Here is a 19,808-nt window from a genome sequence, read left to right as displayed (position 1 = left end):
TGGCTTGCTCATGTTCCTCAATCAGGGCTTGCAAAACGGCACGAGCCATGAACAGGGGGTAGCGGCGGGAGTCTATATAATCGTCAGGGATGCGACAGCTACATGTACTGGCGGCTGACCTCGACGCTGGATTTCCAGAGCTGGCTGGACATCGCCTTCGGCTACGGCCTGCTGCTGGCCGAGATCTATGCCCTGTCGGTACTGCTGCTGGGCTATCTGCAAACCATCTGGCCGCTGCGCCGGCTGCCGGCCGCGATGCCCGCCGATCCGGCGACCTGGCCGTCGGTGGATATCCTGATCCCGACCTACAACGAGCCGCTGGACGTGGTGAAGCAGTCGGTGCTGACCGCCGTCTCGCTGGACTGGCCGGCCGACCGCCTGCACATCTTCGTGCTGGACGACGGCCGCCGCAAGGAATTCCAGGACTTCTGTTCCGAGCTGGGCGTGGGCTACATCGCGCGCAGCAACAACGAATCGGCCAAGGCCGGCAACCTGAACGCGGCGCTGGAGCTGACCAGCAGCGAGTACGTGGCCGTGTTCGACTGCGACCACATCCCCACCCGCTCCTTCCTGCAGATCTGCATAGGCTGGTTCCTGAAGGATCCGAAGCTGGCGATGCTGCAGACGCCCCACTATTTCTTCTCGGCCGATCCGTTCGAGAAGAACCTGCATACCTTCCGCGCGGTGCCCAACGAGGGCGAGCTGTTCTACGGCCTGGTCCAGGACGGCAACGACCTCTGGAACGCGGCGTTCTTCTGCGGTTCGTGCGCGGTCCTGCGCCGCAGCCAGCTCGAGGAAGTGGGCGGCATCGCCACCGAGACGGTGACCGAGGACGCCCACACCGCCCTCAAGCTGAACCGCGCGGGCTACAACACGGCCTACCTGGCCGTCCCGCAGGCGGCCGGCCTGGCGACGGAAAACCTGTCCCGCCACATCGGCCAGCGCGTGCGCTGGGCGCGCGGCATGGCGCAGATATTCCGGGTCGACAACCCGCTGTTCGGCAAGGGCCTGAGCCTGAGCCAGCGCATGTGCTACCTGAACGCCATGCTGCACTTCTTCTACGGCCTGCCGCGCCTGGTGTTCCTGACCGCGCCGCTGGCCTTCCTGTTCTTCGGCGCACACGTGTTCCAGGCATCGGCGCTGATGATCACGCTGTATGCCTTCCCCCACCTGATCCACGCCAACCTGACCAGCTCGCGGATGCAGGGGCGCTTCCGCCACTCGTTCTGGAACGAGGTCTACGAATCGGTACTGGCCTGGTACATCATGCGGCCGGCACTGCTGGCCCTGATCAACCCCAGGCTGGGCAAGTTCAACGTCACGGCCAAGGGCGGCGCCCAGGGCCAGGCGTGGTTCGACTGGGACATGGCCAAGCCCTACCTCGTGCTGCTGGCCCTGAACATCGCCGGCCTGATCGCCGGCCTGATCTCGCTGGCCGTCGTCGACTATGACTCGGGCGGCCTGTTCACCCTGGCGATCAACCTGCTCTGGACCCTCTACAACATCATCATCACCAGCGCGAGCATCGCCGTCGCCCGCGAGGAGCGGCAGTTCCGCTCGCAGCCCCGCGTCGCCGCGCAGATCCCGGCCATGCTGCGCCTGCCGAACGGCAAGACCGTGGCGTGCAGCACCACCGACTATTCCGCGACCGGCCTGGGCATCCAGCTGCCGCCGGAACTGGAACGGCTGGAGATCGGGCAGGAACTGCACGTGGCCCTGTTCCGCGGCACCGAGCAGCGGGTCTTTCCCGCCACCATCGTGTTCTCGACCGACCACCACCTGGGCCTGCGCTTCGAATCGCTGACGCTGCAACAGCAGGTGGAAATGGCCGAGATGACCTTCGCGCGCGCCGACACCTGGGCCGAGAACTGGGGCCAGAACACGCCCGACGCGCCGCTGGTCGGCCTGCGCGAGGTCGTGCGCATCGGCGTGCTCGGCATGAAGCAACTCGCCCTACACGGAGGCCAGGCCGTGCGCGCCCGCCTGCAAGCCCGTCCTATCCAAACCAGGATGAAGAATCGATGACAACAACCAGAAATCTTCCCCGCAAGCGCGCCTACGCATTGTCCGCCAGGCCGCTCTCGGCGATGCTGGCCGCCGCGCTGCTGCTGAACTCGCTGCCGCTGCAGGCCGCCACCCAGCCGGCTCCGGCCGGCGGCGAGTCCCCCGCCAAGCCCGAGCAACTGGTGTCGGGCGGCCGTACCTATGGCGTCACGCTCAAGCAGCTCGGCGCGGGCGCGCCCATGGTGATCCGCGGCGTGGAAGGCAGCTTCAGCCTGCCCTTCGACATCCGCGCCGACGAGGTCGTGTCCTCGGCGCGGCTGCGCCTGCGCTACACCTATTCGCCCGCGCTGCTGGCCGACCTGTCGCACATCAACGTGCTGGTCAATGGCGAAGTCGCGGCCTCGGTGCCGGTGCCCAAGGAAAGCGCGGGCGAGCCCAAGGAAACCGTGGTCGACCTGCCTTCGCAGCTCATCACGCAATTCAACAACCTGAACGTGCAGCTCATTGGCCACTACACGATGGAGTGCGAGGATCCCCTGCACTCCAGCCTGTGGGCCAACGTCAGCAACCGCAGCACGCTGGAGCTCACGGTCACGCCGCTGGTGCTGGCCAACGACCTGTCCATCCTGCCCCTGCCCTTCTTCGACCGGCGCGACAGCCGGCCGCTGACGCTGCCCTTCGTGTTCGCCGCCGCGCCGGACAACACCACCCTGGAGGCGGCCGGCATCCTGTCGTCGTGGTTCGGAGCGCTGGCGAGCTACCGCGGCGCGCGCTTCCCGACCGCCGTCAACCAGCTGCCCACCAAGGGCAACGCCATCCTGCTGACCACGGGCGAGCTGCGCTCGGGCGGGCTCGACCTGCCCGCCCCCAGCGGGCCGAGTGTCACCCTGGTCCCCAACCCCAACGACATGTACGGCAAGCTGCTGGTGCTGGGTGGCCGCGATGCCAAGGAACTCAAGCGGGCCGCCCAGGCCGTGGTCACGGGCAGCAAGGCGCTGACCGGCCAGCGCGCGGTCATCACGCAACTGGCGGAACTCGAACCGCGCAAGCCCTATGACGCGCCCAACTGGCTGCGCAGCGATCGTCCGGTCAAGTTCGGCGAACTGGTGCCGCCCGCCAGCCTGAACGTCTCGGGCTTCGCGCCTCCCACCATTCCGGTCGACCTGCGCCTGCCGCCCGATCTGTTCGGCTGGCGCGAGAGCGGCATTCCACTGGACCTGCGGTATCGCTACACGCCCCAGCAACTGTCGACCAGCTCGACCATGACCCTGGGCGTGAACGACCAACTGGTGAAGTCGTTCCCGCTGCCGTCGATCGAACGCCTGAACGGCGGCGAAGGCCTGCTGGCCAAGCTCCAGACGGACAGCAGCATTCCCGTGCGGGCGCAGATGGAGCTGCCGCTGCAGCTGATGCCGCCGCGCTCGCGGCTGCAGTTCCGCTACCAGTACGACTACATCAAGGAAGGCCAGTGCCGTGACGTGATCATCGACAACGTCCGCGGCGCGATCGAACCGGATTCGACCATCGACATCTCCGGCTTCAAGCACTATATCGCCCTGCCCGACCTGGCCGTGTTCCACAACAGCGGCTTCCCGTTCACCCGGATGGCGGACCTGTCGCAGACCGCGATCATTCTTCCGGACAGCGCCGGCACCGCCGAGTACAGCACCTACCTGGGCGTGCTGGGCCGCCTGTCGGAATCGACCGGCTATCCCGCGCTGAACGTCACGGTCGCGCGCGCCGAGCAGGTTTCGGGCCTGGCCGACAAGGACCTGCTGGTGATCGCATCGGGCGACAACCAGCCCCTGCTCAAGCAATGGAGCAGCCAGCTGCCCGTCTCGCTGGCCGAGGGCGGCCGCCGCTTCAGCCTGTCGGACTGGGTCTACCAGGCCTGGAACTGGGTCGTTCCCAATCCGCGCGAGGACACGGGCAAGGCCCGCAATTCGCTGTCCTTCACGACCGATGGCGCCAGCGTGGTATTCGCGGGCTTCGAATCGCCGCTGCGCAGCGGCCGCAGCGTGGTCGCGATCTCGGCCACCCGCCCCGAAGGCCTGGCCGAAGCCGTGGATGCGCTGATCGGCGAAGACCGGACCGAGTTCATCCAGGGCAGCGTGTCCGTCGTGCGCGGCAAGCAGGTCGACTCGCTGGTCTCGGGCCCGACCTACTACGTGGGATCGCTGGGTTTCTTCAAGAGCATCCAGTGGTACGCCGCCCGCCAACCCTGGATCCTGCTGCTGCTTGCCGTGTTCGGCATCGCGCTGCTGGGCCTCCTGGTCTACATCGCGCTTCGCGCCCGGGCGGCCCGCCGCCTGAACGCCTGAGCGACGCCGGTGGCCAGATGAAGACGCACCCAGCCATCGGGCGGCTGCCATGGCGCCTGGCCGCCATGGCGTCGGCGCTGTCGTTCGCGCTGGCCGGGCCGGCGGCCGTCCGCGCGGCCGCCGGCCCGGACGCGTGCACGCCCGCGTGGCCGCTGTGGCAGGCATTCGGGACGCACTTCATCCAGCCCGACGGCCGGGTGCTGGACGCCAGCACACCGCGCCTGCACTCCTCGTCCGAAGGGCAATCCTACGGCATGTTCTTCGCCCTGGTCGCCAACGATGCGGCCGCCTTCGACAGGATGTGGCGCTGGGCCGTCGACAACCTGGCCGGCGGCGACATCGGCGCCCGGCTGCCCGCGTGGTACTGGGGCAAGCGCGAAGACGGCACCTGGGGCGTGCTGGACGACAACTCCGCCTCGGATGCCGACCTGTGGTTCGCGTATGCGCTGTTCGAGGCCGGCGAGAGATGGCGCCGCGACGACTACCTGCGCGACGCGCGCGCCCTCGTGGCCCGCATCGAGGCCGAGGAGACCGTCGAGCTGCCGGGCCTCGGACCCATGCTGCTTCCCGGCCGCAGCAGCTTCGCGCGGCCGGACTCGCTCTGGCAGATCAACCCCAGCTACCTGCCGCTGCCGCTGCTGCGCCGGCTGGCCACGGTTTCGCCGTCGGGTCCCTGGGCCCGGATCGCCGACAACACCGCGGCCTTGCTGGCCGCCGTCAGCCCCAAGGGCTACGTGGCCGACTGGGTCGCCTATCGCGGCGCTTCGCCCGCCAGCGGCCTGTTCGTGGTCGACCCCACCAAGGGCGACCTGGGCAGCTACGACGCCATCCGTACCTACCTGTGGGCCGGCATGGCCCCCACCAGCGATCCGCTGGCCGACCCCATGCTGCAAGCCCTGCGCGGCATGGCCGCCTCGACCGCGAGCGCCGGCACGCCACCTGAACGCGTACGCGCCATGACGGGCCAGACCGAAGGCACCGGACCGTTCGGCTTTTCGTCGGCGCTGGTGCCCTACTTCACGGCCAAGAAACAGCCCTGGCTGGCCGACCTGCAGCGGCGCCGCGCCCAGGCCCTGCTGGACGAAAGCCTGCGCACGGCAGGTCCGGGCCGCCAGCCCCCCTACTACGACGTCGTGCTCAGCCTGTTTGGATTGGGCTGGGCCGAAGAACGCTATCGATTCCTAAGCACTGGACAAGTGCAACTATCCTGGGAGAAAACATGTCCGCCCACCGTCGCTCGCTAGCGCCCCGGCGCCGGGCCGCCCCAAGCCCGGGCCGCGCTGGAGGTGGTTTTCTGACGGCCGGCCTGCTGGCCGCCCTGGCCATTTCCCCCAGCCTGAACGCGCAGACCCCGCCGGCAGCCCCCGCGCAGACGCCTTCGGCCACGACCACGTCGCTGCTCGAACAGGGCCGCTACTGGCAGGCCCGCAACAACGACGCGCGCGCCGCCGAAGCCTGGGGGCGCCTGCTGCAGGCGGATCCCAAGAACACCGAGGCGCTGTACAACCTGGGCCTGCTCGAACTGAAGGCCAACCGGCCCGCGCGCGCACGGGAGTACCTGGCGCAGCTGCGCGCGCTGGGGACGGCTGAAGTCGATGCGGTGCGGCTGGAGCAGGAGATCACCCTGCGCGCTGGCGACAATCCGAAGGCACTCGAACAGGCCCGTTTGCTGGCCAGCTCCGGCGAACTCGACAAGGCCGTGGCCCAGTACAGGTCCGTGTTCGGCGGCAAGGCCCCGCAAGGCCGCATCGCGCTGGAATACTACGGCTACCTCGGCTACACCAACGACGGCTGGGACGAGGCGCGCCAGGGCCTGGAACGGCTACAACGCGAAAGCCCCGACAACGTCCAGGTCTCGCTCGCGCTGGCCAAGCTGCTGACCCGCAAGGAAAGCACCCGGGCCGAGGGCATCCGCCGCCTGGCCAGGCTGTCGTCGCGCCAGGACGTCGGCGGCGACGCCGACGAAAGCTGGCGGGCGGCGTTGACCTGGTACGGCGATCCCCGCCCCGCCGAGGCGCCACTGTTCGAGGCCTATCTGAAGGCGCACCCCGATGACACCGAGATCCGCCAGCAATACAGCCGTACGCGCAAGCCTACCAGGACCGCCGCGGCCCAGCCCGCGGCGGTGTCTCCTCAGGATGCTCAGTTGAACCGCGCGTTCAAGGAGCTGGAAAGCGGCGACCTCACCAGCGCGGAGGCGAACCTGTCCGCCCTGCTCCAGGCCAACCCCAATCACGCTGATGCGCTGGGCGGCATGGGCGTGCTGCGCCTCAAGCAGGACCGCCCCGACGAGGCCGTGGAATTCCTCACGCGCGCCACGCGGCAACCGCGCTCGCGCGGCGGTTGGCAACAGGTGCTGGGCGTCGCCCGGTACTGGTCGCTCAACGCCAGCGCCGAACGCGCCCGCGAAGCCGGCGAACTGGAAAAGGCACAGCAGCAACTGGAACAGGCCGTCAAACTGTCGCAGAACGACCGGACGGCCGAAGTCGCGCTGGGCGGCGTGCTGGCCGAGCGCGGCCAATACTCCCAGGCGGAGAAAATCTTCCGCGGTGTGCTGGCGCGCGACAAGGACAACCTTGCCGCGCTGCAGGGCCTGGTGAACGTGCTGGCGCAGACCGACCGCATGGAGGAAGCGCTGCGGCTGGTCTCGCAACTGAGCCCGGCCGACCAGCAGAAGCTGGGCGGCGTCGGCCAGTTGCGCGCCACCCAGGCACGCAACGATGCCCGCAAGGCCAGCGAACGGGGCGACTACCCGGCCGCGCGACGGCTGCTGGAAGACGGCCTGCGCGTCAATCCCGACGATGCCTGGCTGCGCCTGGATCTGGCGCGCCTGTACCTGAAGACGGGCAGCATCGCCGAAGCGCGAGGCGTGGTCGACGGCCTGCTGCTGACCAACCCCGACGACCCCGGCGCGCTACAGGCCAGCGCCCTGTTGTCCGCCGAAGTCCAGGACTGGGACGCGGCGCTCAAGACGCTGGACAGGATCCCGGCTCGCAATCGGACCAAGGAAGTCATCGACCTGCAGAAACTCGCCTGGACCCAGTACCAGGTGTCGCAGGCGGTCACGCTCGCCCGGGCCGGCAAGCCGGAGCAGGCCAAGGCCATCCTCGCGCAGCTCGAACCCGAGGTGGCGCAAAGCCCGGCACTGATCGGCTCGCTCGCGTCGGCCTACATCGACGCCGGCGACAACATGCATGCCTTGAGCATGCTGCGCCAGGCAATGGCCCGCACGTCCACCCCCGACAACGACCTGCTGCTGCAATACACGGTCGTGCTGCTCAAGACCGACCAGGACGCGGAAGCCGCGGGCATCCTGCGGCAATTGCAGACGCAGGCGTTGAACGATCGGCAGACCCGCAGCTTCGACGATCTTCGCAAACTCTACACCGTGCGCCAGGCCGACGCGCTGCGCCAGCGCGGCCGCATCGCCGACGCCTACGACGTGCTGGCCCCGATGCTGGCGAAGTATCCCAACGACCCGCTGGTCGTGGGGGCGCTGGCGCGCATGTACTCGGCGGCCGGCGACGGCGCCAAGGCGCTGGCCCTGCACCGGCAACTGCTGGAGAAGGATCCCGACAATGCCGAACTGCTGACCGCCGCCGCCCAGGCCGCGGTGCAGGCCAGGAATACCGACTACGCCGAGGCCGCGCTGGCCAAGGCCGTCAGCCTGCACCCCAGGAACCCGACCGTGCTGGCCTCGGTGGGCCGGGTCTACAACAGCATGGGCAAGAGCGGCAAGGCCGCGGAATACCTGAAGGCGGCCCTGGCCGCGCAAGCCGCGGCCAAGGTTCCGGCGGCCCAGCAGACGGTGGCAGCGGCGCCGGCCCCCCGGGTCAACGACGACAATCCTTTCGCCAGCCTCCCCGGCCAGGTCCGCAGCAATCCGCCGGCCCAGCGGGTGGCGGGCGCGGCACCGGCGGACACGACGACCGTCTCCTACGGCGGCCCCGTCTTCGGTACCCAGGTCACCGCGCCCGCAACCTACGCCGCGGCGGCACGCGGAGACGGCGGACGCGCCGCTGCCGCGCCGGCGCCCGCGGCGCTGGCCGCGCCCGTCCCGGCAGCGCGCGCCTCGTCCAGCGCGGAGCCCGCGTCGGTCGTCTCCTCGGTCCGCGCGGACCTGGAATCCGCGACCGTGCAGGCACCATTCGTCGCCACGGTATCGGCGCCGCCTCCGGGTACCGTCCCGCCGCCTTCCCCCGGCGCCATTCCCGACCCGGTGATCGGGCTCGAACCCGCGCCCACCCTGCCGCCGTCCCCCTTCCGCCGGCCCGACGGCTCGCAGGCCAACCTGGCCAGGGCCTCGGCCGCACCTGCTGCGCCCAAGACGCTGGAAGAAGAACTGGATGCGATCCAGCAGGCCCGCAGCGCGACCATCACCGTCGGCACGACCATGCGCCAGCACAACGGCGCCGGCGGCATGGGCCGCATGCTGGACGTGGAAACGCCGGTCACGGTGGACTTCCCCGTCGGCGACGGCCGCGCCTATGTCCAGGCCACCCCGGTCACCCTGCGCGCCGGCTCGGTCGGCGGCGATTTCGCGTCCAGCAGCCAGTTCGGCGGCGGCCCCGCCGCCGCGAATGCCCAGCAACAGGGTGCCGTCGGCGCACCCGGCTCGCAGAACGCCAGCGGCGTGGGCGTCGCGGTGGGTTACCAGTTGTCGGGGCTGAAGCTGGACCTGGGTGTCACGCCTTTCGGTTTCCGCTACCAGAACATCGTGGGCGGCGCCCGCTTCGACGGCGAAGTCGCCAACGAGGACGGCCCGCGCCTGTCCTATGGCGTGGAAGCCTCGCGCCGCGCGGTCACGGACACGGTGCTCTCCTACGCGGGCACGCGCGACAGCCGGACCGGCGAAAGCTGGGGCGGCGTGACGGCCACGGGCGGACGCCTGCGCGGCGGCCTGAACTACGATGGCTACGGCTTCTACGGCAGCCTGGGCTGGCACAGCCTGAACGGCCACAACGTGCAGTCGAACAGCCGGCTCTCGGGCGGTGCGGGTTTCTACATGCAACTCATACGAGAACCCAACCGCAGCCTGACCTCGGGCCTGGATCTGACCCTCTTCGGCTATGACAAGAACCTGGCCTATTACACAGTGGGCAATGGCGGCTATTTCAGTCCGCAGCGCTTCGTCGCGCTCAGCGTGCCACTGGCATGGGCGCAGCGCCAGGGCCGCTTCAGCTACCAGGTCAAGGGCTCGATCGGCGTACAGCACATCAAGCAGGATGCCGCGAACTACTTCTCTGACCCGGCCCGCCAGGCCCAGGCCGAAGCCATCGCCGCTGCCTACGGCTCCCAGGCCAGCTATGCGGGCCAGAGCAAGACCGGCATCGGCTATGGACTAGCGCTGGCGGCAGAATATCAGCTCGCACCCAAGTGGTTCCTGGGGGGCAACTTCAGCATCGACAACGCGCGCGATTACCGGCAGTACAAGGGCGGCATCTATGTGCGTTACGCTCTCGAACCGCAAACCGGACCGGTTCCTATGCCGGTACCTCCCTTCGCTTCACCCTATGCGAGCGAATGACCCGAATCACCTCTTACTGCTGTAGGTATCACCGGAGTACGAAATGGTTTCACTGATCGCTGGCCTGACGATCCTCATCATAGGCGACAGCCACTTGGCCACCCCCACCTACCTGATCGGGTCGCTACATGACGACCTGCTCCGGCAGGGGGCAAAGAGCGTGCATACCATAGGCGTGTGCGGCTCGACGCCCGCCGAGTGGCTGGCCGCCACACCCGGCGCCTGCGGCGGCGCCGAGCGCATCGGCAGCGCAAAGGCCGTTGTCAAGGGCAAGGCCGCCGCGACCGAACCCATTTCGCAGTTGATCGCCAAGGAAAAACCCGACCTGGTCGTTCTGGTCTTCGGCGACACGATGGCCGGCTACACCAAGCCGGACTTCCCTAAGACCTGGGCCTGGCAACAGACGACGTCGCTGGTCAAAGCCATTGGCGCCACCAACACCAAGTGCGCATGGGTGGGCCCGGCTTGGGGCAGCGAAGGCGGCAAGTACGGCAAGACCTATCCCCGTGTGCAACTGATGTCGAAGTTCCTGGAAATGAACGTTCCACCCTGCCAATACATCGACTCGCTGAAATTCTCCAAACCCGGGCAATGGGCCACGGTGGACGGCCAGCACTTCACGCCGGCCGGCTACAAGCAGTGGGGCGACGCGATCGCCAAGGCCCTGGCCAAGCAATGACCTTCCGGCCGCCCCGCGGCCCCGCATCACACACGGACGACCGATCATGTCTCTTTCCATCCTTGCGGGCCTGAGCCTTCTGATCCTGGGGGAAAGCCACCTCACCATCACCGGCAGCCTAATCGATGCGCTGCACGACGACCTGACCCGGCAGGGCGCCAAGGTCCATTCGATCGGAGCCTGCGGCGCCAGCGCGCAGGACTGGCTGGTGCAGAAGAAGGTCGATTGCGGCGCGGACCGCGTCGGCAAGGGCCGGCCCGTCATACGCGGCGCCGATGCGAGCACCACGCCCATCAGCACGCTGATCGCCGCCGACAAACCAGACGTGGTGGTGATCATCATCGGCGACACCATGGCCTCGTACGACAAGAGCGCCTTCCCCAAGACCTGGGCCTGGCAAAGCGTCACCAGCCTGACCAAGGCCATCGCCGACACGCACACGCGCTGCGTCTGGGTCGGGCCGCCCTGGGGCACTCCCGGCGGCAAGTACAAGAAGAACGACGCACGCGTGCAGCTCATGTCGCGTTTTCTCGCCACCAACGTCGCTCCCTGCGACTACGTTGATTCGCTGAAATTCTCCAAGCCTGGCGAATGGAAAACCGTGGACGGCCAACACTTCACTGTGGCCGGCTACAAGGCGTGGGGCTCGGCCATCACGCAGGCGCTCGCCAACTCCCCGGCACTCAAGGAAGCTCACGGCAAATGAAACCCACCCTGACTGCAGCACTGGCCTGCCTGCCCGCGCTGACCGCGCACGCGGCCGGCATCCCGCTCTATCCGACGGGCCCCGCCGAGGACTCGGCCTTCGTGCGCTTCGTCAACGCCACCGCCGGGCCGCTGGAAGTCCAGGCCGCCGGCACCAGCGCGACGCTGGCGCTGCCGGCGGACAAGCCCGCCTCCGGCTTCATGCCGGTGGCCGCGAGCAAGCCGGTCAAAGGCACGCTGGCCGGAGGCGGCCAGAGCCTGCCGGTGTCGGTCACGGTCAAGCCCGGCGAGTTCGCCACCGTCGTCGCGCTGGACAAGAAAGCGACCGTGGTCATCAAGGAATCGCCCGACGACTTCAACGCCATGCGCGCCTCGCTGGCGCTCTACAACGCCGATCCCGCCTGCCGCCAGGCCGGGCTGCGCACGGCCGGCCGCAACATCGGCATCTTCGAGAACGTCGGCCAGGGCCAGACCAAACGCCGCCTGATCAACCCCGTGGCGGTGTCGGTGGAACTGACCTGCGACGGCAAGCCGCAAGGCGCGGCCCGCGACCTGGGCGCGCTCGAGGCGGGCCAGCGCTATACGGTTCTGGTCGTTCCCGGTCCCCAGGGCCCCCGCACGCTGTTCGCCAACGACGCACTGACCCGCTGACCCCGCTTCCCGAGTTCCCCCACAGGTCGTCTCCATGGTCTTTGCGTCGCTGGAATTCCTCACGCTGTTCCTGCCGCTGTTCCTGCTCGTCTACGCGGCCGTGCCGGCGTCCTGGCGCAATGCCGTGCTGATGTTCTCCAGCTGGATCTTCTACGGCTGGTGGAGCCCGCTGCTGCTGTTGCTGTTCATCGCGCTCATCCTGGTTGGCTGGATAGGCGGCATGGCCATCGACAGCGCCCGCACCGAACGCCAGCGCATGCTGATGCTGGTGGCGTTCATCACGATCAACCTGTCCGTGCTGTGCTGGTACAAGTACGCCAACATCCTGGTCGAGACCTTCAACCAGGTCCTGTCATGGAGCGGCGCGATGCCCGTTTCCTGGCAGAAGATCGCGCTGCCCATCGGCCTGTCCTTCATCGTGCTGCAGTCGATCTCCTACCTGATCGACGTGCAGCGCCGCGTGGTGCCGGCCGACCGCAGCCTGGTGAACTTCGGCGCCTACCAGGCCATGTTCGTGCACCTGATCGCCGGCCCCATCATCCGCTACGACTGGGTGGCGCGCGAACTGCGCGAGCGCACCGTGGACTGGCCCCAGTTCACGCAGGGCGCGCGCCGTTTCATGATCGGCTTCGGCATGAAGGTACTGATCGCCGACACGCTGTCGCCCCTGGTGCAGACCGCCTTCTCGCTGTCCGCCCCCACTTTCCTGGACGCGTGGCTGGGCTGCTTCGCTTACAGCCTGCAACTGTTCTTCGACTTCGCCGGCTACAGCGCCATGGCCATCGGCCTGGGCCTGATGCTGGGCTTTCACTTCCCCGAGAACTTCAACCATCCCTACCTGGCCACCAGCATCCAGGACTTCTGGCGCCGCTGGCATTTGTCGCTGTCGAGCTGGCTGCGCGATTATCTCTACATCCCGCTGGGCGGCAACCGCAAGGGCGAGGTGCGCACCTACGTCAACCTGCTGCTGACCATGGCCATCGCCGGCCTCTGGCACGGCGGGGACAACTGGAACTACCTGCTGTGGGGCATCGCCCACGGTCTGGCCCTGGCCGGCACGCGGCTGTGGGGCCATGCGTCGCTGCCCGAGCCGCCCGCCGCGCTGTCGCGCGTGCTGACCCTGCTGTTCGTCATGCTGGCCTGGACGCTGTTCCGCGCGCACTCCTTCGGCTCCGCCCTGGACATGTACGCCGGCCAGTTCGGCCTGAACGGCTACGCGCTGGGCGATGCCTTGCGCGTCCAGCTTCGTCCCGCCCACCTGATGGCCATGGTCCTGGGCGTGCTGTGCATCGTCTACCCGGCGGTGGACGCCTGGCTGGCGCGCGGCGGACGGCCGGCGCTGCTGCGCGCCTGGGACGGCGCCTGGCCGGTGGCCGGCTTCCTGCTGGGCTTCTCGCTGATCGCCAGCCGCGGCGCGGTCCCCTTCCTGTACTTCCAGTTCTGATGGACAAGACCTCTTCCCGCCCCGGCCCCCGCTACGCGCTCGCGGGCTGCGTCATGGCCATCGTTCTGGCGGCGGGCCTGCTGTCCAACGGCTACGGACTGCTGGTCGAACAGCTGCCGCTGACCCGCCACGCGCCCGACTGGCCCGGCTTCCTGGACGGACGGGTCACCGCCGAGATCGCCGACACGCTGGCCAAAACGCCGCTGCCCGCCGGCTCGGCCAGCCTGGAACGCGGCGCGAGCTGGCTGGCCGTGGGCGACCTGGGCCCGCGCGTGCGCCAGGGTTGCCCGGACTGGCTGTTCCTGGCCGACGAGCTGGAGCCGCATGCGGGCGGCGACGATGCCCTGCGGACGCGCGCCCGGGAAGTCGCGGACCTGCGGACCCGGCTGGCCGCCCGCGGCATCGAACTGCTCGTGGCCACGGTGCCCGACAAGAGCCGCATCGCGGCAAGCGAACGCTGCGGCGTCTATCGCCCGGCCGCGCTGGAAGGGCGCCTGCGCGAGTGGAACGGCATCCTGCAAGCCAGCGGCGTGCGGACGGTGGACCTGGAGCCCGTCCTGCGCGGCCTGCCCGTGCCGGGGTTCCTGCGCACCGACACCCACTGGAACGAAGCCGGTGCCGAAGCGGCGGCCGGCGCCATCGCCGCGGCCGCCCGCGCGTTGCCCTCGGCGGCCGAGGCACTGAAGCCGCATCAGGCCTTCGCCATCACGCGGGGCCAGCCGCAGCCGCTGGCGGGCGACCTGATCAGGCTGGCCGGCATAGACTGGCTGCCGGCCCCGCTGCTGCCAGCCCTGGACCAGGAACCGCGCACGACCTTCACGCCGGTGGCGGACACCGCCGCGCCGGCCACCGAGGACGACCTGTTCGGCGACGCGGACCTGCCGCGGGTGGCCCTGATCGGCACGTCCTACTCGCGCAACTCGAACTTCGTCCCGTTCCTGGAAGCCGGGCTACAGACCCGCGTGGTCAATGTCGCCCGCGACGGCGGCGAATTCGCCGGCGCCGCGCAGGCCTATTTCAAGAGCGAGGAATTCCGCGACACGCCGCCCCGCCTGATCGTCTGGGAAATCCCGGAGCGTTCGCTGCAGCGCCCCCTGGACGGCGAGACCGACATCTGGGAGGCCGCCGCGGCGCGCTGACGCCGCGAGCGGCGGGCGCGGCTACTCCACCTTCGCGCCCGAGGCCTTGACTACGGTCGCCCAGGTCTCCACTTCGTCCTTGATGAAGGCGCCGAACTGCTCCGGCGTGGTCTTGGCCGTGACGGCGCCCAGGTCCTTGAAGCGCTGCTGCACGTCCGGCTTGGCCAGCGCCTTCTGCACGGAGGCGTTGATCCTGGCGATGACGTCCGGCGGCGTGCCCTTGGGCGCGATCAGTCCGAACCAGGACGACACGTCGAACTTGTCGTAGCCCGATTCCATCATGGTCGGCAGCTCGGGCGCGGTGGCCGAGCGTTCGGCGGTGGTGACCGCCAGCGCGCGCAGCTTGCCGGCCTGCACGTGCGGCCAGGCCGAGGGCATGTTGTCGAACATCAGTTGCACCTGGTTGCCGATCAGGTCGGTCAGGGCGGGGGCGCTGCCCTTGTACGGGATGTGGGGGATGTCCACGCCGGCCCGCAGCTTGAACAGCTCGCCCGCCATGTGGATGGAGGTACCACTGCCCGACGAGGCATACGAGAGCTTGTCCGGATGCGCCTTGACGTAGGCCACCAGTTCCTTGACGTTCTTGACCGGCAGCGACGGATTGACGACCAGGATGTTGGGCACCTTGATGACCAGCGCGATGGGCGAGAAATCCTTGACGATGTCGAAGCTCAGGTTCTTGTACAGGGTCTGGTTGATGGTGCTGGTGACGGCCACCATGTACAGCGTGTAGCCGTCGGGCTTGGCGCGGGCGACCAGCTCGGCGCCGATGTTGCTGCCGGCCCCGGGCTTGTTCTCGACCACGAAACTCTGGCCCAGGTCGTCGCCCAGCTCCTTGGCGATGATGCGTGCGGCCACGTCGGTGGTGCCGCCGGCCGAGAAGCCGACCACCACGCGTACCGGCTTGTCCGGGTACGAGGCCGCGGCGGCGGGACCGGCAAGCGCCAGGGACGCCAGCGCGGCCAGGCAGGCCGCACGGGCCGATGACGGGAAATGCCTCATGGGTGCGTCTCCTTCTTGGTATTGGTAGGGAATTTTCCAGCGGGTTCTATGTCAACATCGGCGTCCGGCTCCGACCATTGTTGCAAACCCGAAGCATGCGCCGCGGACGCGTTTCGCTGTATCCTGCGGCCGACCCTTCCCTACCCCGCTCCGATGACCGATCAACAGCATTCTCCCTACAAAAGCACCGGCGGCCTCCAGCGGGTCTTCCGCGCCTGGCGCTATTCGCTGCAGGGCCTGGGCGCCGCGCTCAAATACGAAGCCGCGTTCCGCCAGGAAGTCGCGCTGGTGGTCATCCTGGTGCCTGCGGCGGTCTGGCTGGGCCGCGACACCACCGAAGTCCTGCTGCTGCTGTTCAGCATGCTGCTGGTGCTGGTGGTGGAATTGCTCAATTCCGCGGTGGAAGCGCTGGCCGACGCCCTGTCGGTGGAAACCCACCCGCTGCTGGGACGCGCCAAGGACCTGGGCAGCGCCGCGGTGATGCTGTCCCTGCTGTTCTCGGCGGGGCTCTGGATACACGTGCTGGCGGGCCGGCTGCTGGCCTGACCCGCTCCCACGGCGGGCGGCGGGCCGTTTCGCGCCGCTGGCCGGATGATCCTACAATGTCGGATCGACTCCGTTCCCCTCGCACCATGTCTTTCACCCGCAAACTGACGCAGGCCTGGGCCGCGTCCGACTCCCTGCTGACCGTCGGCCTGGACCCGGATCCCGCCCGCTTTCCCGCCGAACTGCGCGGACGGGCCGACCGCATCTTCGATTTCTGCCGCGCCATCGCCGATATCACCGCGCCCTACGCGTGCGCGTTCAAGCCCCAGATCGCCTATTTCGCCGCCCGCCGCGCCGAGGACCAGCTCGAGGCGCTGTGCCGGCACATCAAGGAACACCACCCGGACATCCCGCTGGTGCTGGACGCCAAGCGCGGCGACATCGGCTCCACGGCCGAGCAGTATGCCGCCGAGGCCTTCGAGCGCTACGGCGCCGACGCCGTCACGGTCAGCCCCTACATGGGCTCGGATTCGATCGAACCCTATTTCGCCTGGCCGGATCGCGGCGTGATCGTGCTGTGCCGCACCTCCAACCCCGGCGGTTCGGACCTGCAATTCCTGGAAACCGGCGGCGAGCCGCTCTACCTGCGCGTGGCCGACCTGGTGGCGAAGAAATGGAACCGCCACGGCCAGCTCGGCCTGGTGGTGGGCGCCACCTTCCCCGCCGAGCTGGCGGCGGTGCGCGCCCGCATCGGCGCCGACATGCCGCTGCTGGTACCCGGCGTGGGCGCCCAGGGTGGCGACGTGCAGGCCACGGTGCAAGCGGGATGCAATGCCGCGGGCACCGGCATGATGATCAATTCGTCGCGCGCCATCCTGTACGCCAGCGGCGGCGACGACTGGCGCGAGGCCGCGGCGCGCGTGGCGCGCGAGACCCGCGACGCCATCAACGGCTTTCGCCCCGGCCGCAGCTAGGTCCCCGTTGCGGGACGAAAGCCCCTGTCACTTCTCGATCTTGATGTCGGCGGTGCGGACCACCTTGGCCCAGCGGTCCGCCTCGGCCTGGATCAGCTTGCCGAAGGCTTCGGGCGTGGGGCTGGCCACGACCTCCGCCCCCTCGTCCGAGATCGACTTGCGCACGTCGGCGTCATTGAGCAGCGCGACGATTTCCTTGTGCAGCCGTGCCACGATGGGCGCCGGCGTGCCGCCGCGCGCCACGATGCCGAACCAGGTGCCGGTCTCGAATTCCATCCCGGCTTCGCGGAAAGTGGGCACCTCCGGCAGGCTGGGGGAACGCTTGTCCGAAGCCACGGCCAGCGCCCGCAGCTTGCCGTTGCGGATGTGGTTCATCACCGGCACCAGGCTGGGGAACAGCAGCCGGGTCTCGCCCGACAAGGTCGCCAGCACGGCCGGGCCGCCACCCTTGTAGGGCACGTGGTAGAGCTTGGTGCCGCTGCTCTGCTGGAACAGTTCGGCCACCAGATGCGGCGCCGTGCCCACGCCATAGGAAGCGTAGTTGACCTGCCCCGGCCGCTCGCGGGCATAGCGGATCAGTTCCTGCAGCGAGGCCACCGGCAGGCCGGGATTCACCACCAGCACGGCGGGCGCGTTGGCCAGTTGCGAGACAGGCGCGAAGTCCTTCTTCAGGTCATACGAAATCGTGTTGTACAGGCTGCCGTTCGAGCTGATCGCGGTCGTAGCCATGAGCAGCGTGTAGCCGTCCGGGGCCGAGCGGGCCACGGCCTCGGCGCCGATGATGCCGCTGGCGCCCGGGCGGTTGTCCACGATGACGGGCTGGCCCAGCCGCTCGCCCAGTTTCTTGCCCACGACACGCGCGATCATGTCGGTGCCGCCGCCGGGCGCGAAAGGCACGATCAGGCGGATGGGCTGGGTAGGATAATCCGGGGCCGCCCAGGCGCCGGCGCTGAAGAGCGCGGCGGCGGCGCAGGCGAGCGCCGGCCGCCCACGCTTGAGGGAATGTCTTTGCACGTTGGTGTCTCCTGGTGGCCGCCCGGCCGTGGCTGGGGCGGCGGGGTCGCCGGCGCGATACCGCCGGCGCGCGGCTCAACTGGCCGACGGCAGGTCGCGGATGGCAACGCCGCGATCGATCGCATCGCAGCGCGCGTCCTCGGCGGCGGCGCGCTTGCGCGAGAGTTCCAGCACTTCGCGGGCGCGATCGCGGGGAATGAAGCAGACGCCGGTGTCGTCGGCCACCACGAGGTCGCCGGGATTGACGCGTATGCCCTCGATCTGGACCGGGCCGTTGATCTCGATCGTCTCGATGCGCCACTTGCCCGTGATGGGCGAGACTTCGGTGGCCCACACCGGGAAACCGACGCGGCGCGAATGCGCCACGTCGCGCACCCCGCCCGACACGATGGCGCCGATCTCGCCCTGGCGCTTGGCCACCTGGGCCGAGATGCCGCCCATGTTCGACAGGCCGGGCACGCCCTCGATCACCAGTACGTCGCCTTGCTCCGCGATGTTGTGAGCCTCGATCTCGGCCATGCCGTTGCGGTGGGCGCGCGCGTTGTCGACCGGATGGCCGGTCATGACCGTGTTGCGCAGGGTCATGGCCGGGCCGACGATGGTGGCGCCGGGAATGGTGGGCCGAAGCAGCGAGCCGGGCAGCGTTCCGGCGATGCCCAGGTGGTCCATGACGTCCGACACGATGCCGGTGGCGTCGCCCAGCGCCTTGAAGCCCTCGATCAGGTCCTTGGGCGGGCGCTCGATGTCGAGGCTCCTTACCCGTTCCGGGGCGATCTTGCCCAGCAGCGTCTTGGTCATGCGTGGTCTCCGTGAGGAATGAGGCGCGCCGCCGCCTGCGGCCTATCCGCGGCGGCGGTCTTCATGTGTGAAAAATTCTCATCGCTTTCCCAATATGCATCAATCGATTTATAGTCAATATGATTGACTTTTACTCATAGAAATGGCCACTCGCCTGCCCCCGCTCAATCCGCTGCGCACCTTCGAGGTGGCGGCGCGCCACCTGAGCTTCACGCGTGCCGCGCGCGAACTGCACGTGACGCCCGGCGCCGTCAGCCGGCAGGTCATGGTCCTGGAGGAATTCCTGGGAGCCCGGCTGTTCGAGCGGGTCAACCGCGAAGTGCGGCTGACGGCGGTGGGCCGGCGCTACCTGGACGACCTGAACGATGTGTTCGACAACATCGGCGAGGCCACCCAGCGCGCCATGCAGGGCGTGCGCGACAAGCCGCTGCACATCTGGTGTCCGATGACCTTCGCGATGCGCTGGCTGGTGCCGCGGCTGCCCGCATTCCACGCCGCCAATCCTGGCCGCGACGCCATCTTCACCACTTCGCTCAAGCCGGTGGACTTCACCGAGCACGACGCCGACGTCGCCATCCGCATGGGCCGCGGCGACTGGCCCGGCGTGATCTCACGCTTCCTGGTCGGCATCGAACTGCTGCCGGTGTGCAGCCCCCGGCTGCTGGATGGGCGCGCCCCGCTCGCCCATCCGCGCGACCTCGCCCGGCACACGCTGCTGCAATCGGTGGCCCGGCCCGAGTACTGGCCGACCTGGCTGGAGGCCGCCGGCGCGGGGGACATCGACCCGGATCGCGGGATGACTTTCGAAAGCGTCAGCCTGGCCTACCAGGCGGCGCTGGAGGGATTGGGCGTGGCCATGGGGCAGCATGCGCTCGTGGCCGAGGACCTGGCGGCGGGCAGGCTGGTCGCGCCCTTCGGCCTGCGCGTCCCCATCGATAACGCCTTCTACCTGATCTATCCCGAGCGGCTGCAGTACGACACGCATCTGTGCACGTTCCGCGACTGGATCCTGGCCGAGGCCCGCGCGGACGAAGCCCGGCGCGCACCGCCCCGGGCTTGAGGCA

Annotated in this window: 15 protein-coding genes; 12 read left to right on the top strand and 3 right to left on the bottom strand. The window is 68.9% G+C overall.

Going from position 1 to position 19,808, the window contains the following annotated elements:
- Positions 1-102 precede the first annotated feature (102 nt).
- From bcsA to ABD104_RS13945, 9 genes are read left to right on the top strand one after another with little or no spacing between them, the layout of a single operon-like run.
- Complete coding sequence (bcsA, locus tag ABD104_RS13985) at positions 103-2,025, top strand: UDP-forming cellulose synthase catalytic subunit (protein WP_425543333.1); 1,923 nt, start codon at positions 103-105, stop codon at positions 2,023-2,025.
- Positions 2,022-4,325 carry a cellulose biosynthesis cyclic di-GMP-binding regulatory protein BcsB gene (bcsB, locus tag ABD104_RS13980; protein ID WP_279815425.1) on the top strand — a complete coding sequence of 768 codons (2,304 nt, stop codon included), beginning with the start codon at positions 2,022-2,024 and terminating at the stop codon, positions 4,323-4,325. Before bcsA ends, bcsB begins: the two co-directional genes overlap by 4 nt.
- A 17-nt stretch (positions 4,326-4,342) precedes the next feature.
- A complete protein-coding gene (gene bcsZ, locus ABD104_RS13975; protein ID WP_279815427.1) occupies positions 4,343-5,569 on the top strand; it encodes a cellulose synthase complex periplasmic endoglucanase BcsZ in 1,227 nt (408 codons plus the stop codon).
- The gene (locus ABD104_RS13970) at positions 5,545-9,852 is read left to right on the top strand and encodes a cellulose biosynthesis protein BcsC (protein ID WP_279815429.1); all 4,308 of its coding nucleotides are present in this window, start codon (positions 5,545-5,547) and stop codon (positions 9,850-9,852) included. The genes bcsZ and ABD104_RS13970 overlap by 25 nt, the downstream gene beginning before the upstream one ends.
- Positions 9,853-9,895: 43 nt before the next feature.
- On the top strand, positions 9,896-10,531 hold the full coding sequence (locus ABD104_RS13965; RefSeq protein ID WP_279815430.1) for an SGNH/GDSL hydrolase family protein: 636 nt from the start codon (positions 9,896-9,898) through the stop codon (positions 10,529-10,531).
- 43 nt (positions 10,532-10,574) lie between these two features.
- Positions 10,575-11,237, top strand: a complete 663-nt coding sequence (locus tag ABD104_RS13960; RefSeq protein WP_420495011.1) for an SGNH/GDSL hydrolase family protein — start codon at positions 10,575-10,577, stop codon at positions 11,235-11,237.
- Positions 11,234-11,887 (top strand): alginate O-acetyltransferase AlgF, encoded by a 654-nt coding sequence (locus tag ABD104_RS13955; RefSeq protein WP_279815435.1) that lies wholly within the window; start codon positions 11,234-11,236, stop codon positions 11,885-11,887. The genes ABD104_RS13960 and ABD104_RS13955 overlap by 4 nt, the downstream gene beginning before the upstream one ends.
- Positions 11,888-11,921: 34 nt before the next feature.
- Complete coding sequence (locus tag ABD104_RS13950; RefSeq protein WP_279815437.1) at positions 11,922-13,331, top strand: MBOAT family O-acyltransferase; 1,410 nt, start codon at positions 11,922-11,924, stop codon at positions 13,329-13,331.
- Positions 13,331-14,470 carry an alginate O-acetyltransferase AlgX-related protein gene (locus tag ABD104_RS13945; RefSeq protein WP_279815438.1) on the top strand — a complete coding sequence of 380 codons (1,140 nt, stop codon included), beginning with the start codon at positions 13,331-13,333 and terminating at the stop codon, positions 14,468-14,470. Before ABD104_RS13950 ends, ABD104_RS13945 begins: the two co-directional genes overlap by 1 nt.
- Before the next feature lie 21 nt (positions 14,471-14,491).
- Here the strand turns inward: ABD104_RS13945 and ABD104_RS13940 are convergent, their stop codons facing one another.
- Positions 14,492-15,472: a Bug family tripartite tricarboxylate transporter substrate binding protein gene (locus ABD104_RS13940; RefSeq protein WP_087839812.1), complete on the bottom strand. Its 981-nt coding sequence runs from the start codon at positions 15,470-15,472 to the stop codon at positions 14,492-14,494.
- Between the two features lie 153 nt (positions 15,473-15,625).
- Here ABD104_RS13940 and ABD104_RS13935 point away from each other — a divergent pair, with 153 nt between their 5' ends.
- Together ABD104_RS13935 and pyrF are read left to right on the top strand one after the other, a co-directional pair.
- A complete protein-coding gene (locus ABD104_RS13935) occupies positions 15,626-16,018 on the top strand; it encodes a diacylglycerol kinase (RefSeq protein WP_087839813.1) in 393 nt (130 codons plus the stop codon).
- Positions 16,019-16,104: 86 nt separating this feature from the next.
- Positions 16,105-16,932, top strand: a complete 828-nt coding sequence (pyrF, locus tag ABD104_RS13930; protein ID WP_343927698.1) for an orotidine-5'-phosphate decarboxylase — start codon at positions 16,105-16,107, stop codon at positions 16,930-16,932.
- 27 nt (positions 16,933-16,959) lie between these two features.
- Here the strand turns inward: pyrF and ABD104_RS13925 are convergent, their stop codons facing one another.
- The gene (locus ABD104_RS13925; protein ID WP_087839815.1) at positions 16,960-17,946 is read right to left on the bottom strand and encodes a tripartite tricarboxylate transporter substrate binding protein; all 987 of its coding nucleotides are present in this window, start codon (positions 17,944-17,946) and stop codon (positions 16,960-16,962) included.
- Between the two features lie 75 nt (positions 17,947-18,021).
- Positions 18,022-18,744 carry an RraA family protein gene (locus tag ABD104_RS13920; RefSeq protein WP_087839816.1) on the bottom strand — a complete coding sequence of 241 codons (723 nt, stop codon included), beginning with the start codon at positions 18,742-18,744 and terminating at the stop codon, positions 18,022-18,024.
- Positions 18,745-18,886: 142 nt separating this feature from the next.
- Here ABD104_RS13920 and gcvA point away from each other — a divergent pair, with 142 nt between their 5' ends.
- A complete protein-coding gene (gcvA, locus tag ABD104_RS13915; protein WP_087839817.1) occupies positions 18,887-19,804 on the top strand; it encodes a transcriptional regulator GcvA in 918 nt (305 codons plus the stop codon).
- Positions 19,805-19,808: the final 4 nt, after the last annotated feature.

The sequence above is a fragment of the Pigmentiphaga daeguensis genome, from assembly GCF_039523035.1.
GTDB lineage: Bacteria > Pseudomonadota > Gammaproteobacteria > Burkholderiales > Burkholderiaceae_B > Pigmentiphaga > Pigmentiphaga daeguensis.
This window is presented reverse-complemented; position numbering and strand designations above follow the sequence as displayed.

Coding starts and splice junctions, on each gene's coding strand:
- bcsA (WP_425543333.1), top strand. CDS start 103: ATGTACTGGCGGCTGACCTCGACGCTGGATTTCCAGAGCTGGCTGGAC.
- bcsB (WP_279815425.1), top strand. CDS start 2,022: ATGACAACAACCAGAAATCTTCCCCGCAAGCGCGCCTACGCATTGTCC.
- bcsZ (WP_279815427.1), top strand. CDS start 4,343: ATGAAGACGCACCCAGCCATCGGGCGGCTGCCATGGCGCCTGGCCGCC.
- ABD104_RS13970 (WP_279815429.1), top strand. CDS start 5,545: ATGTCCGCCCACCGTCGCTCGCTAGCGCCCCGGCGCCGGGCCGCCCCA.
- ABD104_RS13965 (WP_279815430.1), top strand. CDS start 9,896: ATGGTTTCACTGATCGCTGGCCTGACGATCCTCATCATAGGCGACAGC.
- ABD104_RS13955 (WP_279815435.1), top strand. CDS start 11,234: ATGAAACCCACCCTGACTGCAGCACTGGCCTGCCTGCCCGCGCTGACC.
- ABD104_RS13950 (WP_279815437.1), top strand. CDS start 11,922: ATGGTCTTTGCGTCGCTGGAATTCCTCACGCTGTTCCTGCCGCTGTTC.
- ABD104_RS13945 (WP_279815438.1), top strand. CDS start 13,331: ATGGACAAGACCTCTTCCCGCCCCGGCCCCCGCTACGCGCTCGCGGGC.
- ABD104_RS13940 (WP_087839812.1), bottom strand. CDS start 15,472: ATGAGGCATTTCCCGTCATCGGCCCGTGCGGCCTGCCTGGCCGCGCTG.
- ABD104_RS13935 (WP_087839813.1), top strand. CDS start 15,626: ATGACCGATCAACAGCATTCTCCCTACAAAAGCACCGGCGGCCTCCAG.
- pyrF (WP_343927698.1), top strand. CDS start 16,105: ATGTCTTTCACCCGCAAACTGACGCAGGCCTGGGCCGCGTCCGACTCC.
- ABD104_RS13920 (WP_087839816.1), bottom strand. CDS start 18,744: ATGACCAAGACGCTGCTGGGCAAGATCGCCCCGGAACGGGTAAGGAGC.
- gcvA (WP_087839817.1), top strand. CDS start 18,887: ATGGCCACTCGCCTGCCCCCGCTCAATCCGCTGCGCACCTTCGAGGTG.